Annotated in this window: 11 protein-coding genes; 10 read left to right on the forward strand and 1 reads right to left on the reverse strand. The window is 41.1% G+C overall.

The features are described from left to right. Positions 1-22 precede the first annotated feature (22 nt). Positions 23-3,724: a metallophosphoesterase gene (locus AC0J2F_RS12735; RefSeq protein ID WP_473007967.1), complete on the forward strand. Its 3,702-nt coding sequence runs from the start codon at positions 23-25 to the stop codon at positions 3,722-3,724. An 8-nt stretch (positions 3,725-3,732) separates the two neighbouring features. Here AC0J2F_RS12735 and AC0J2F_RS12740 read toward each other — a convergent pair whose 3' ends face one another. Beyond that, the gene (locus AC0J2F_RS12740) at positions 3,733-4,569 is read right to left on the reverse strand and encodes a hypothetical protein (protein WP_473007968.1); all 837 of its coding nucleotides are present in this window, start codon (positions 4,567-4,569) and stop codon (positions 3,733-3,735) included. A gap of 155 nt (positions 4,570-4,724) precedes the next feature. Here AC0J2F_RS12740 and AC0J2F_RS12745 point away from each other — a divergent pair, with 155 nt between their 5' ends. From AC0J2F_RS12745 to AC0J2F_RS12785, 9 genes are all read left to right on the forward strand, one after another. Continuing rightward, positions 4,725-7,166: an SLBB domain-containing protein gene (locus tag AC0J2F_RS12745; protein WP_473007969.1), complete on the forward strand. Its 2,442-nt coding sequence runs from the start codon at positions 4,725-4,727 to the stop codon at positions 7,164-7,166. A gap of 10 nt (positions 7,167-7,176) precedes the next feature. Further along, on the forward strand, positions 7,177-8,262 hold the full coding sequence (locus tag AC0J2F_RS12750) for a Wzz/FepE/Etk N-terminal domain-containing protein (protein ID WP_473007970.1): 1,086 nt from the start codon (positions 7,177-7,179) through the stop codon (positions 8,260-8,262). A gap of 8 nt (positions 8,263-8,270) precedes the next feature. Further along, entirely contained in the window at positions 8,271-9,065 is a 795-nt protein-coding gene (cysQ, locus tag AC0J2F_RS12755; RefSeq protein WP_473007971.1) for a 3'(2'),5'-bisphosphate nucleotidase CysQ, read from the forward strand. A 3-nt stretch (positions 9,066-9,068) separates the two neighbouring features. Beyond that, positions 9,069-9,524 carry a DUF2061 domain-containing protein gene (locus AC0J2F_RS12760; protein ID WP_087522756.1) on the forward strand — a complete coding sequence of 152 codons (456 nt, stop codon included), beginning with the start codon at positions 9,069-9,071 and terminating at the stop codon, positions 9,522-9,524. A 2-nt stretch (positions 9,525-9,526) separates the two neighbouring features. After that, positions 9,527-10,126, forward strand: coding sequence for an adenylyl-sulfate kinase (gene cysC / locus AC0J2F_RS12765; protein ID WP_473007972.1), 600 nt, complete (start codon positions 9,527-9,529; stop codon positions 10,124-10,126). A gap of 1 nt (position 10,127) precedes the next feature. Further along, on the forward strand, positions 10,128-11,033 hold the full coding sequence (gene cysD, locus AC0J2F_RS12770) for a sulfate adenylyltransferase subunit CysD (RefSeq protein ID WP_473007973.1): 906 nt from the start codon (positions 10,128-10,130) through the stop codon (positions 11,031-11,033). A gap of 11 nt (positions 11,034-11,044) precedes the next feature. Next, on the forward strand, positions 11,045-12,301 hold the full coding sequence (gene cysN, locus AC0J2F_RS12775; protein ID WP_473007974.1) for a sulfate adenylyltransferase subunit CysN: 1,257 nt from the start codon (positions 11,045-11,047) through the stop codon (positions 12,299-12,301). A gap of 167 nt (positions 12,302-12,468) precedes the next feature. After that, positions 12,469-13,659 (forward strand): MATE family efflux transporter, encoded by a 1,191-nt coding sequence (locus AC0J2F_RS12780; RefSeq protein WP_473007975.1) that lies wholly within the window; start codon positions 12,469-12,471, stop codon positions 13,657-13,659. Positions 13,660-14,138: 479 nt separating this feature from the next. Then, on the forward strand, positions 14,139-15,434 hold the full coding sequence (locus AC0J2F_RS12785; RefSeq protein ID WP_473007976.1) for an oligosaccharide repeat unit polymerase: 1,296 nt from the start codon (positions 14,139-14,141) through the stop codon (positions 15,432-15,434). Positions 15,435-15,716 lie beyond the last annotated feature (282 nt).

Raw genomic sequence — 15,716 nt, forward strand, 5'->3', positions numbered from 1 at the left:
TACTAAAATATCATTACTTCTTATGTCGAAAATTAAACTCGTCCTTTCTTTGGCATTGGTATTTGTTGTGCTGAGCTGTGCAACTTACTCCACTAAAACTGCGTCAGATGTATCTTCTACCTCGCCTGCTAGCACTGCTAAAAAAACACATTCCATTTACCTTATTGGCGATGCCGGATTATCAAGTCAAGAGCCCGATAAATACTCTATTAATGGCTTTAAAAAGATGTTGGAACAAGAGGGGACAGCCAATGATATCGCTATTTTCTTAGGAGATAACATCTATCCCAAAGGATTACCTCCCAAAGGCGATAAACGTCGAGCGGCGGCAGAGGGTTTCTTAGATGCGCAAGTAGCAGCCATGGCAAATTTTAAAGGCAGTGCCTACTTTATTCCCGGCAACCACGATTGGTATAGCAAAGGCTTGCCTGGTCTTAAGCGGCAAGAGGAATATTTAGAAAAGGCAACCGATAATAACGAGGTATTTCAACCGGAAAAAGGTTGTCCTATACGAACCAAATCCATCAACGACGATCTGGAGATCATATTTATTGATACCCAATGGTATTTGGTAGATTGGGACAAGCACCCTACAATTAATGACGACTGTGATATAAAATCCAGGAATGCCTTTTTTCTGGAGTTAGAAGGAGAGCTTAAAAAGAACAATGAGAAAACGGTTATTATCGCTACCCATCACCCGGCGATGACCTATGGCCCACACGGGGGCTATTTTGCGGCACGTCAGCATTTGTTTCCTTCTGGCAGCAAAGTACCCTTACCAATCTTAGGGTCCTTTGTCGCTTTTGCCAGAGCTCAGGGTGGTGTGACCAATCAAGACAGATACAATCAACGCTACGATGAACTTATGGACCGATTGACTACTATGGCCATAGCTTCAGATAGAGCGATCATTGTATCCGGACACGAGCACACCTTGCAGTATATCGATTTCAATAATATCAAGCAGATCGTCTCTGGAGCAGGCTCTAAGAACAGTCCAGTGGCTTTAGGGCCGGGAGCCCAGTTCGTTTCTAGTTCAAGAGGCTTTGCAGTTTTGGATCTTTACGACGACCGATCCAGCAAGGTGCGTTTTTATACCATGGATGGTTCCGAGGCCAGTTTAGCTTTTACTTCGGATGTGCATCCGGCCGAAAAACCCTATGATACCTCCGGACTTTCCTCGGATTTTGAACCTACCACCTTGGCCAAGGCCTATAAAGAAGGTACAGATAAATCCGACGGATATCGCTGGTTTTGGGGAGACCATTATCGCTATATCTACGGTACCGATGTAAAAGTGCCTGTGATCACCTTAGATGAATTTATGGGCGGCTTTACCATAGAACGCAAAGGTGGAGGGCATCAGACACGCTCGTTGCGTCTAATCGACAAAGACGGCCGTAATTTTGCCTTAAGAGCGGTAAAGAAAAGTGCGGTACAATTTTTACAGACCGTTGCTTTTAAGGATCATTATGTAGAAAAGGATTTTAAAGAAACCCTGACAGAAGACGTATTATTAGACTTCTACACTTCTAGCCATCCCTTTGCCAGTTTTACCGTTGGACCACTTTCTGATGCCATTGGCTTGTTCCATACCAATCCGCAGCTGGTCTATATGCCCAAACATCCTGCCTTGGGCAAATACAACGAGGAATTTGGCGATGAACTCTACATCATAGAAGAACGTCCAGACGACGGCTTTTTAGATGTGTCTTCATTCGGAACGCCAGATGATATTGAGAGCACGGCAGATATGCTTGCCAATCTGCGAGCAGACGAAAAATACAAGGTCGATGAGGCCAGTTACATCAAGGCCCGACTTTTCGATATGCTCGTTGGAGACTGGGACAGACACCAAGATCAATGGCGTTGGTCACGATTCGATATTTCGGACGATAAAAAGATCTACAGGCCTATACCGAGAGACCGTGATCAGGTCTATTCGAATTACGACGGGGCCTTATTGGACTTCTTAAAGGTGATCATACCATCGACCAAACAGTTTCAGGAATTCGATTACGAACAAAAAGACATTAAATGGCTCAACTCCGCAGGGATCAAGCTAGATAGAGCCTTGACCCAAGACAGCAATATGAACGTCTGGATAGAACAGGCGCAGTATATTCAGCAGCAACTTACCGATGAGGTAATCGCAAACGCATTTGCTCAATTGCCTCCGGAGATTCAAGACGAAACGGCAGATGAGATCATGGCCAAGTTGAAAGCCCGATTACAGGACCTGGACGAGCTGGCCAAGCGCTATTATGTTCACCTGAGCAAGTTGGTCATTATAACTGCAACCGATAAGGATGATCAGATCAACATAGAACGCGGCAGAGGGGAGACCCGTATAACGGTGAGCCGAATTAAAGACGGTAAGGTGCAACCACCATTCAAGACCCGAACCGTTAAAACAGACGAAACCAAGGAAGTTTGGATCTACGCCTTGGACGATGATGATCGTATAACCGCCAGTGGTGGCGGGAACAAGCCTGTGTTTATTAGAGTGATTGGCGGTCAGAATAACGATGTGTATGACCTGGAAGACGGAAGACGATTAAAGATTTACGATCATGCCAGTAAACCAAACACCATAGTGAACACAGCAGGGGCAGAACTACGCCTCAAGGACATTTACTCAAACAATGTTTACGATTTTAACAAGTATATAGACCGGATCAATATGATAGTGCCTACCATTGGGTTCAATCCGGATGATGGTATTAAAATAGGCGCCACAAATACCTATACCGTAAAAGGATTTAAGAATGACCCATATCACCGCAAACACCTACTCAGTGCGGGTTACTTCTTTGCTACAGACGGCTTTGATTTTAAGTATCAAGGCAATTTTGCCAATACCTTCGGCAATTGGGATATGGTGGCAGGCTTGCGGGTTACCTCTGAGAATTTTGCCTTGAATTTCTTTGGCTTCGGAAACGAAACCGCCAATTTTGACGATGACCTAGGGCTGGACTTCAACCGAGTAAGGACTGGCATTCTGATGGGGTCGTTAGGGGTGCAGAAGAACGGTGATGCGGGTAGTTCCTTCGGTGCGAATGTGCAATTGGAACGCATTGAGGTGGAGCCCAATGCCGATCGATTTGTGACGCAGTTTTTTGCGGCAGACGATCCCATACTTACCGATGCCAAGACTTTTGGGACTATATTGTTCCGATATAACTATGTGGGCGCAGACAACAAGGTTTATCCCACAAGAGGTTTGTTCTTTAATCTGGATGTTGGTGCTACTGCAAATCTGAAGGAATCTGACAGGAACTATGCCTTTATTAAGCCAAACTTGGAATTCTTCAGTGCCATAATTGGTGCTAGGACCCTTGTTTTGCGGACTCAGGTTCAAGGCCATTTTAATATTGGAGACACCTTTGAGTTCTACCAAGGAGCGGTCTTAGGGGCTAATACAGGTTTAAGAGGCTATAGATTACAACGTTTTACAGGAGAGAGTGCATTGGCCTTAAGTGCAGATCTGCGGTTGCAACTCGCAAAATTCAAAACAGGATTCTTACCCTTAAAACTCGGGGTTTTTGGAGGCTATGACATTGGGCGTGTTTGGTTGGATGGCGAAGACTCGAATATTTGGCACGACAGTGTTGGCGGCGGATTACTACTCACAGCTGTAGATGCAATATCCGGGCAATTTGGTCTCTTTACTAGCGATGACGGCCTGCGATTTTCATTTGGTTTTGGATTCTCGCTATAAATGACTTTCTAGCGGATTTGTAGCAAGAAAAGGCGTTGTTCACCCTTGTTGCGTTCTTCGCTGATGTAGATATTGTTTGGATCTCTAAAAGTAACACCCTCTTTCTGAGATTCATCCTCGAATTCATAGCGACGCAAGCTAATTTTATCTAGTCGATCAGGGTCAAAATCTTCAATGAGCCATAAGTTCTTGTGACTCAAAAGGGCGAGTTGGCCGCTACTGTGTTCAAAGGCTGCTCCGGTAATTTTACAATTCTTTTCTTTCCCACAAAGTGGAATCTTGCCACAATAGTGCGCTAGCTGCTGGCCTGACACTGCATTAACCTCAAACACTTCGGTGTAGTCCTTGAACTTGTTTCTATAGGTCTTGGTAAATAAATAGAACTTCCCCTCAATATGAACCAAGGCTTCAATATCAAAACGGATCTTACCTTTTTTAGAGCAATACTCCTCTGGAAACCTAATGGTAGTAACAGTGCTCGTCTCCACTTGCTGATCTGTCAATCTCAGCCCGTATACTTTGAGCGTTTTTCTGCTAAAATCATTGTTCCCTATATCTGCAATGTAGAGTGTTCCATCACTGCTTATGGCAAGATCTTCCCAATCTTCATTATAAATATCTTTAGGAAATAGCTTAACCGTAATCTGTCCCTTATCAGGGTCTAATCCATAGAGAATATCATGGTTACCGCTGTCATTATGAGTAAAAAGTTGGCCTTGGATATATGCCAATCCGCTGGATTCTTCTACCTCCTGAGGGAGTTCCGAAATGATGGTTAATTGAGACCAAGACAGGCTCGGCAATAAAAATAGCGCTAAGGGTAGTAATTTAAAAGTTTTCAACACTCGGTAAAGTTACGAAGAAGCTCGGTAAATCCACAATCGACCAATGTCATTAGGAAGCTAAAGACTTCTCTTTATTGCTAGGGTTCTAACCTATATTTTATATATTTGCCGCATACTTTAAACCATGTGTTTAGAGATTATTCGGATAATAAAAGATGATTAGAATTCCAATTATTTCCAGCGGCACCAAATTACTTGTTCTAGCCCTTCTTTTTACCCTTGGAACGGGAGTACCTCAAATTTTAGCTCAAAGCAACCCAATTACAGATCAAACCAGTTTGGCCAGTATGTCTGATAGTGAGCTGATGGAGTACTGGGAACAAGCCCAAAAACAAGGTTATACAATTGAACAGATCAAGGCCATGGCTTTGGTCAGAGGATTGACAGATCAACAGATCGGGCTTTTAGAACAGCGCTTGCATGGTCTAGTAGGTGAAAATTCAAGCGGGAACACTTCTTCTGCAAACCCTTTAGCGATCGTAGATGAGCCACCTGCCTATCTAGACGGTTTTAATGCACCAGTTGGGACGGTAAAAGACGCTTTGTTCGGATTTTCCTTTTTTATGAACAGTACCATATCCTTTAGCCCAAATTTGAATTTGGCGACTCCAGAAACTTATGTTTTAGGCCCCGGAGACGAATTGGCAATTGGGGTTTGGGGAGCAGCAGAGAACACCTATTATGTACCTGTTGATAGAGAAGGGGCAGTCCGTATTCCGAATCTTGGCCCTATCTATGTCAGTGGTGTCACCATATCCGATGCTACGAAAAAGATAAAGAGTTCGTTACGCAGGATTTACGCTGGTATCGGAGCTCCTAGTTCGAGTCCGTATTACGTTGGAGTAGACGTAGCTATTGTAAAAGTTCGAACCGTACAAGTGAATATAATTGGCGAGGTAAAGGTTCCGGGAACCTATTCCTTAAGTGCCTTGTCTACAGTTCTTAATGGCCTATACGCCAGTGGAGGTCCAACTCGTGAAGGAACTTTTAGAAACATACAATTGATCCGTTCCGGAAAACCTCTGGCTACCTTTGATGTGTACGGCTATTTGCTCAACGGTTCCGAAGAAGGTAATCTCAACCTACGAGATGGGGATATAATTTTGGTAGCCCCTTACGAAAGTCAAGTCACTGTTCAAGGACCTGTTAAGAGAAGCGGTATTTTTGAACTGAGATCTGGAGAGACGTTTGCAGACCTGTTCCGATTCACATCAGGGTTCAAAAGCACGGCTTATAAGGACATGGTCTTAGTGAATCGCATAGAGGATGACCGCCGCAAGGTTGTTGAAGTCACTAAGGCTGCATTCACCTCCGAGCAACCTAAGGACGGTGATCTGATAAGGGTGAAAGAAGTAATTGACAAATTTGAAAATGCGGTGAGCATTAGTGGTGCTGTATATCGTCCAGGTATGTATCCGTATAGCAAAGATCTGCAGTTGTCTGGTCTCATTGAAAAAGCTAGTGGTTTGAGCGATCAAGCCTTTTTAGATAGAGCCATTATTATCAGTTCCGAAGATGGGATAGAAAAAAGCTCACGTTCTTTTTCCTTGCGTGAGATTATAAGTGGGGCTCAAGACATTGCGCTACAACCTTACGACGAAATCTATATTTATAACAAATACGATCTTCAAGAGCAGTCTATCCTTACCATAGAGGGAGCGGTTAACAATCCGATCAGTATTCCTTTCATTGAAAACCTTTCGTTAGAGGATTTTATTCTGATGGCAGATGGTTTTAGTCCGAGCGCAAACCCAAAAATTGTAGATGTGTTTAGAAGGATAAAAGACGATTCGTTTGAAACCTTGGCCGAGAGTATTTCGGTTTCTACAGAAGGGGATTTATTATTGAGCGGAGACTCAAATTTTATTCTAGAGCCTAACGATAGGGTATCGGTTCGTTATCTCAGAGGCTATAATGACCAAAAGCGAGTTGAGGTCAATGGAGAGATCAATCTGGCTGGCACTTATTTGTTAACAGAAAAGAATCAGCGTATTTCTGATCTTATAGACCGCGCTGGTGGAATTTCAGATTACGCTTATGTTGCAGGAGCCTCATTGGTTCGCAAGAATCCTTACTACAAGGCAGACATTCAAAACACAGTGATCAATAATTTGAACGACTCAACAGCCGTGGCTACCGATTCAAATCTAAATAATCAGGAAGCATTTAAAGTTGGAATTGACCTAAGTCGAATTCTCCAAGAGGGTGGACGTGGTTCTAAATACGACCTTATTCTCGAAGATGGTGATGTTTTGATAATTCCTTCTACCAAAGAAACCATAAAAATAGAAGGGGAGGTATTGGTGCCATCCATGGTGCGCTTTGACGATAATTACACGGTCTTAGACTACATTAACAAATCCGGAGGTTTTTCAAATAATGCTAAAAAAGGTAAGACCTATGTTATTTATGCCAACGGTGATATAGCCTCTACTAAGAATTTCTTATTCTTTAGATCTTATCCTAAAATCAGACCAGGAGCTGTTATATTGGTTCCAACACGCCCTCAGCGAAGTTCATTAAGCGTTCAAGAAGGAGTTGGAATCACAACAGGGCTCGTGTCTTTAGCACTTCTTATTCAAAACTTGACAAGGTAATTCAATAACAATGAGTCAAACTCCGATCATAGAAGAATTATTTTCAATATTGTTAAAGCGCAAACGCTTTTTACTCACTGTTGTACTGGTATTTGTCTTATTGGGAGCGGTGGTAGCTATATTCTCTCCTAAAGAGTACGTGTCTAAGACCATAATTTTGCCACAAATTAGTTCCAGTCAAGGATTAGGTAAGAAGTTGGGTGGTTTCGCAAAACTCGTTGGATTGAATTTTGCTGAGAATAGCAAAAACGAAATATTCCCAACCCTTTATCCAGTAATTGCGAATAGTATACCGTTTCAAAAAGAAGTATTGAGTTCACATGTTGTTGACGCTGTGACAGGTGATTCGCTTCGTGTCACGGAATACCTGAGCGATATCAATTTAAAAGGGCCAACAGATTACCTCAAGGAGTATACAATAGGTTTACCAGGAAAAGTTGTTGGAATTTTCAAAAGTGAGCAAGAAGAGACTCCATTGAATTTGACAGACACAACAATTGTGAAGCTTTCAGAGATTGAAAAAGAACAAATTGAGTATTTGGAAGAGAATATATCTGTGACCTTCAATGAAGTAGAAGGATATATTGAAATCTACTCCATGCTTCCGGATGCAGCTTTCTCAGCTCAGTTGACCAAAAATGTACAGGTTCTATTGCAGAATTATATAATTGAATTCAATATATCTAAAGCAAAAGATGAGTTGGATTACCTGGAAAAACGACACGAAGAAGCAAAAACAAATTATGATGAGAAACGAAATGCTCTAGGCCGTTTTAGAGATCAAAACAAAAATTATATCCGATCTGCAATTGAGAATCGATATGAACAACTAAAAACCGAAAATGATTTGGCATTCAGCGTTTACTCACAGTTGTCGAGTGAACTCGAAACAGCAAAACTTCAGGTAAAAAGAGATACACCAATCTTTACTATATTAAAGCCAGTTTCAATTCCTCCAGAACCAACTGGCCCGAATAAAGCATTGATTCTTTTTGGATATGCGCTTCTTGGCTTCTTTTTAGGTTCCGGTTTTACTTTATTCAAGACATATTGGCCTTCGATCAAATCCAATTTAAGCCAAAGTAATCCCAAATAATCCAGACCATGAATAATCTTTTAGAAGTGGCATTGAAAGCTTCACTGGATGCCGGAGGGGTGATCATGGAAGTTTATGATGCTGATTTTGAAGTTGCCATTAAATCCGATAATTCACCACTGACAATTGCAGATGAAAAGGCGAATTCGGTTATAAATTTTTATTTAGAAAAGACACAGATCCCAATAATCAGTGAAGAGAATAAGCAGACCGATTATGAAATTCGGAAGAATTGGGAGCAGTGTTGGATTGTAGATCCTCTCGACGGTACCAAAGAGTTCATCAAACGCAATGGTGAGTTCACTGTTAATATTGCACTGATACATTTAGGTGTACCTAAATTGGGTGTGATCTATGCGCCATATACTCGGGAACTATATTTTGCGGCTACTGATGCTGAAACTGCTTTCAAAATCCTTGTGCCAGAAACCTATGAATCTGTCGATGAGCTTATGGAAATGGCAGAACAGATTCAGCCTAAATCAGATGAACTCCAGATGCGTATTGTGGGGTCGCGTTCTCATTTGAATGACGAAACACGCGAGTATATAGACGGCCTATCCACTTTAAAAGAAAAAGAAATTGTCTCTAAAGGGAGTTCATTGAAGTTTTGTTTGGTTGCCGAAGGTAAAGCAGATGTTTATCCAAGATTTGCCCCGACCATGGAATGGGATACAGCGGCTGGCCAAGCCATTTGTGAAGCGGTGGGGGTGCATGTTGTAGCCCTCCCTGCGAATAGCCCTTTGCGATACAATAGAGAAGACTTGCTTAATCCATGGTTTTTGGTGACCAAGGAAATATAGGTCATGACCAACTACAAACAGGAATCACATTATCGTAGCCTTTTAAAAGGCATTACTTGGCGTATCATAGCCACAACCGACACGATTTTGGTGGTTTTGTTGGTTACTTGTTTAGCTGGTGAATGCAGTCTGGAAGATGGATTAAAGATCGGCTTTATAGAGTTTTTCTTAAAGCTAGGTATCTTTTATGTTCACGAGCGTATCTGGCAAAAGATCCTCTTTGGGCAGCGTATTACCAAAAAACGCACCCTGATGAAGACCATATCGTGGCGTGTGGTAGCCACGACCACTACTTTTATCATTGCTGGTGCTGTTTTAAATGAATTCGACACTATAGCCTTGTATATTGCACTCACTGAGTTGTTTACTAAATTTGTGCTTTATTATTTCCACGAAAGACTTTGGTTAAAATTGCCTTTGGGAAGAATACGTCAGTATCTACAAAAACGCATTAAATAATTATGCAAGAGAATATCGTTCCACATAATTTCGGGATTGGCCAAAAAGAGCGCGAAGCACTTAAAGGGCATAAAGGTATGCTGCTTTGGTTTACAGGTCTTTCGGGTTCTGGTAAATCTACGGTAGCTAATGCCGTAGAAGAAGAGTTACACCGCATGGGCGTTCACACCTACACTTTAGATGGAGATAACATCCGAAGCGGTATCAATAAAGACCTCAGTTTTGCCCCAGAAGATCGCAGTGAGAACATCAGGCGCATTGCAGAGATCGCCAACCTTTTTGTAGATTCCGGAACTGTGGTCTTGGCAGCCTTTGTATCTCCTTATAAAAAGGACCGAGAAATGGTGAAAAGTGTGGTTAAAGATTTTAACTTTGTTGAGATTTTTGTAGACACCCCTTTGGAGGCGTGTGAACGTCGTGACGTTAAAGGTCTTTACGCTAAAGCGAGACAAGGTTTGATCAAGGATTTCACTGGAATCAACGCCCCTTACGAGGCTCCGGAGCAACCGGACATCCGAATTGACACGATCCAATCAAATATAGAAGAATCTACGGCACAGATTGTAACTGCAATTCGTGCCAAGTTAGAACTTAAGAACTAGCATGAGCAAGTACTATTTAAACTACCTCGACGAATTAGAATCTGAGGCCATCTTTATCTTAAGAGAAGTTTGGGCACAGTTTCAAAATCCGGTCATCCTTTTTTCTGGAGGAAAAGACTCCATAGTGGTGACCCATTTGGCTAAAAAGGCCTTTTATCCAGCACCTGTACCGTTTCCTTTAATGCACGTGGACACCGGTCATAATTTTCCAGAGACCATTCAGTTTAGAGATGATCTGGTAAAAGAGATCGGAGCCCAACTTTTGGTCGGTTCTGTGCAGGAATCTATCGATCAGGGTAGAGTGGTAGAGGAGCGCGGTAAGAACGCAACGCGTAATGCCTTGCAGATCACAACGCTATTAGACGCTATTGAATCTCATAAAGTTGACTGCGCTATCGGCGGAGGGCGACGCGACGAGGAAAAAGCTAGAGCAAAAGAACGTTTCTTTTCACACCGCGATGACTTTGGCCAATGGGACCCAAAGAACCAACGTCCGGAATTGTGGAATATCCTCAACGGAAGACATTTTGAAGGGGAGCATTTTAGAGCCTTCCCTATCAGTAACTGGACAGAAATGGACGTTTGGAACTATATCCAACGCGAGAACATCAAGATCCCATCCTTGTATTTTGCGCATGAGCGTAAAGTAGTGCGGCGCAGTGATTCCTGGATACCTGTTTCTGAATTCCTGAAACTTGAGGAGAATGAAGAAGTGTTCACTAAAAAGATACGTTTTAGAACCCTTGGTGATATTACCATCACTGGTGGGATAGAGTCTGACGCCGATACCGTGGAAAAGATAGCCTTGGAGGTTTCTGCAATGAAGCAGACCGAGCGCGGTAACAGAAGTGACGATAAAAGAAGTGAAACAGCCATGGAAGACCGTAAGCGCCAGGGTTACTTTTAATTTGAATATTTATGGAGATCTCTAATAATCAATTACTAAGATTTACAACTGCAGGCAGTGTAGATGATGGTAAAAGTACCCTGATAGGTAGACTATTATACGATAGCAAATCAATTTTCGAGGACCAGCTAGAGGCTGTCTCTAACACCAGTAAACGCAAAGGGCATGAAGGGGTAGACCTGGCTCTTTTTACGGATGGTCTGCGCGATGAGCGCGAGCAAGGTATTACCATAGATGTTGCCTACAGATATTTTACCACTCCTAAGCGTAAATTTATAATTGCCGATACCCCAGGGCACATACAATATACCCGTAATATGGTTACCGGGGCCTCAACTGCGAACGCTGCGCTTATACTAATAGATGCCCGCCATGGGGTGATCGAACAGACCAAAAGGCACTCTTTTATTGCCTCACTGCTGCAGATACCACATGTTATAGTCTGTATAAATAAAATGGACCTGGTGGATTACTCTGAGCAGGTCTACAATGATATCATTACACAGTTCGAGGAATTTTCATCTAAATTGCTGGTAAAGGATATCCGGTTTATTCCTATCAGCGCTTTGAATGGCGATAACGTAGTGAATCGCTCTGAGCACATGGATTGGTACCAGGGTGCAACACTTTTAAGCGTTTTGGAGAATCTGCATATTTCTTCTGATCTTAATAAAATAGATGCTCGTTTCCCGGTGCAGACCGTATTACGCCCGCAGCGAGAAGGGTTCATTGATTACCGCGGTTATGCCGGGCGATTGGCAAGTGGAATTCTAAGACCCGGAGATGATATCACCGTAATGCCATCTGGGTTCACCTCAAAGATAAAGGGTATAGACACTTACGATGGCCCTGTAGATGAGGCTTTTGCCCCTATGTCTGTTAGTGTTACCCTAGAAGACGATATCGATATATCGAGAGGAGATATGATCGTTAAGACCAATAACCAGCCCGAACCCAGGCAGGAATTTGATGCGATGATCTGCTGGTTACACAACAACCCTGCCCGCCCCAGAGCAAAGTACACCCTGATGCACACTTCCAATGAGCCTAAGGCTATGATAAAGAACGTGCTATATAAAATCGATATCAATACATACAATCGCAACGAGGAGGACAAAGACCTTAAAATGAATGATATAGGGAGGATTTCTGTGCGTACCACGCGTCCTATTATGATGGATGAATACAGGGATAACCGAATAACAGGCAGTTTTATCCTGATAGACGATGCTACTCATGAAACGGTGGCTGCGGGAATGATTCTATAATTGCGGACTGCAAATTCCGTTGATCAACTTGAGAGATGCTTAGATTAAGATCGCTGATAAACAGGGGTTTACAAGATACGATTGTGAGACAGGCGTCCCTTGGTATCCTGTTCAACTTTTTCAGCGTACTATTTTCAGTAATTACTATTAGCTACTTGTTTAGGTACATGGGCAAATCAGATTATGGTATATGGTTGACCATTTTCTCTATTTGCAACTGGATAAGTTATTTAGATGGGGGATTTGGTAATGGTTTGCGTAATGAGCTTACCTTTCACTTGGTTAAAGATCAGCGTAAGAATGCGCAACAGGTAATTTCTACAGCCTATATTTCGATCTTCATCTTTCTTTTAGGGCTCTATCTTATCCTAGTACTTTTACACGGTCTATTTGACTGGAATGTTGTAGTGAACAGTAGCCAGATCAATTTCAATATACTCGCACTATTTGTCTTTGGGTTCTTCATGTTGCAAATGGTTTTGAAGATCATAGGAAAGATCTATTTCTCGTTCAATCGCTCTTACATGACCTTTTTGATTCCCATGCTAAGCAATGCGACCATTCTGGGTTTGGTAATGCTCTGTTTTTATTTGAATATTGATGGTAAGTTCTGGAATGTGGCCTATGTCTACACATTCAGCCCATTGCTCATCCTGATCTTCGTCTCCTTGCATTTTTTCAGGATCGTTAGACCAGAATTTGCTCCAACCTTGTCAGGGTTTGACAAAAAGTATATCGCGATAATCTTAAAGAACGGAGCACTCTTTTTTCTTATTCAAATGAGCTCGGGGCTTTTGCAAGCCATCACTCCCATTTTCATTACCCAGTGGTTCTCATCAGATCTCACGGCAGAATATCAAGTAGCAGTTAAATACTATAGTTTTACCGTGATACTGCTCAACATTATTTTGCAAACGATGTGGACCAGTATCAGCCAGTATTACATCAATAAAAAAGGGCAAAAATTAAAGCTACTGTTTAAAAGAAAGCTCATGATAGCTGCCGCCTTGATAGTGATCTTGGTACTGATGTACCTGGTTTCTACCTTTGTTTACAAGATCTGGATTTCGAACGATTTTGAGATATCTCCCGAGATCAATTTGGCGGCTTTTTTATTTATTTTTGCCGTTATTGTCTCGAGTATTTTTACCAATTTTCTCAACGCGACCAACAACATTCGGATACAGGGGTTCCTTTCTGCTTTGATTATTTTATGCTATTTCCCAGTAGCTTATCTTTTGGTTAAGGTGCTTGATCTGGGAGTAACCAGTTTAATTTTCGCACCGGCTTTATTCTTTGGGGTTCAAATGGTAGTGGCTCTAGTCGAATTGCGAAAAATAATTTTTCTTCAGAAGTAAGTCAAAAACATTTATGTAAGATAAATAATCAAACATGGAATTTAACTATTTTGTTATGGTGCTTGATTAAGATTTTCAATTTATCGAGATTATGCAAACTTTTTGCCCATCCTAAAAATGTTCGTAGAAAGAATTATTTAAAGCTTCTTTCTTTACTTAAGTTTTCCTGGTCTAATGATTTTTAAAGCTTGATCGAACGAAATTTGATCGAATTAAACATTAATTGATTTCATAAAGTCTTATTTTAGTTTTAAAATTTTATTTAAGCTGTAAGTTATCAATGCTCCAAAAATGGTAAGACTAGTCCCTTACTATCAACATGATTTTCGGGATATCGCCGGCGCGGAGTTAATAGCTATTCAAAGGTTTAGAAAAAAAGCATTCGATTCTCTTAAATCTTACACTTTAAACTTTCGTATTCATACTTATTAAAGACCAAATAGATAAGAGCTAGATTTTCAATATGGATTATTGTTTTAGTGCTCAGTATTTACACATTGCTAGAGCATGATTACCTGCGTCTGGGACATGTATATTTTTACTTTTTGTCTACTTTCCTTGTTGTCGATTTCATTCGTGTCGGTAAAATAAATCTACTCCATGTTTGGTTAGCGGCTTTCCAGTTTATTATTATTTCAGAGATAAATACCTCACACTACCTAACCTTTTTAGAGAATATACTTCCCACAGTGAAGTACTTTATGGTAGCCAACAACCTTGTAATTCTAGGTTATTATAGTAATACTATGGCGGTTATGTCAACCAACGACCCAAATGATGATTCCCGAAGCCGCAGAGGGCTAAAAAAGTCATCTCTAGTCTTCATGATTGCGCTTACGGCTATCTATTTTGCGTATACCTTACCATTTGCTTTGAAATCTTATGTATTTGGTCGAGGATTTGCAATAAATGAATCTAGTACCGGTTTTGTTGGTTCAGTTATAGATTCATTTGCTTATGTCTTACCAGCAGCGTATGCTTATTATTTTATGACCCTGAAAAAATCGAGAATTGTTTGGGCAATAATACTATCCACTCCTATTTGGTTTCTATTATTTCTTATTGGCACACGTTTTCCACTACTTTTTTCAGTCCTTGGACTCGCTATTGTCAGTTTAAGCCTAAAAAAGAATAAGCTTACACTGCGAAATTACATTTTCCTTGGATTGGGTGTGATACTGCTTTTCTTTTCTTCAATTATTATGAAACAGGTCCGTGATGGGTTCGAGCCAGAGTTAATCACAATGACTCAGATCGATAACCCACATAGAACACTCCCGCAGAAAGTAGGCGCCTTCGGAAGTAATGAACGAGTTGTGGATATAACCACTAAATTGATTACTTATTACGAACATCCTGATAACCATCATGAATTGGGCAAGGCAAGTAGCTTTATATTCTACTTTTGGGTACCACGAATTATTTGGCCAGAAAAACCTACTATGTTGGGCTATTGGTTTATACGAAAAGTTGAAAAAGTAAGTGAGCATCATAGTGCGGCCCTTGGCTTCACTGGAGAATTGTTCGTGGATTTTGGGTATTACAGCCTTATTGCAGTATTTTTCATAGGTTGGGGTCTAAAGGCCAGCGAGAATTTTTTCATCAAGTGCACCCGTTCCCGGTCATTGGATTTGGTTATTGGGGCTATGTTCTATCCCATGCTCTTCTTCTTTGTTCGTTCTCCAATTACATCACTGATGTCTTTTGTTGGGATTATTCTAATTTACTTAATACTGAAGAATTTCTTCTACCATCGAATTGAACGTGACTTTTAGTTTACTTTAAGTTTGTAAAGTATTAAATTAATTGAGGTCTTGGATATTTGAAGTACATAGCGTTCAATTAAAATCATCTCTAAAATTAAACTCACATGGACCTATTTATTTATTTATGTTAGATATTAGTTGATAGGAATCCATCTTGTTCTACTTTTGACTTTTCTTTTAGGGATTACATCTTTTTCCAATTTATCTATTTTTAGGTTTTGTCCTATTCTATTCTTAAAATATTGTTTTTATCAGAATTAACTTGACTTTGAAGACTAATTATAAAAACCT

It is taken from the genome of Gilvibacter sp. CC01, assembly GCF_055755295.1.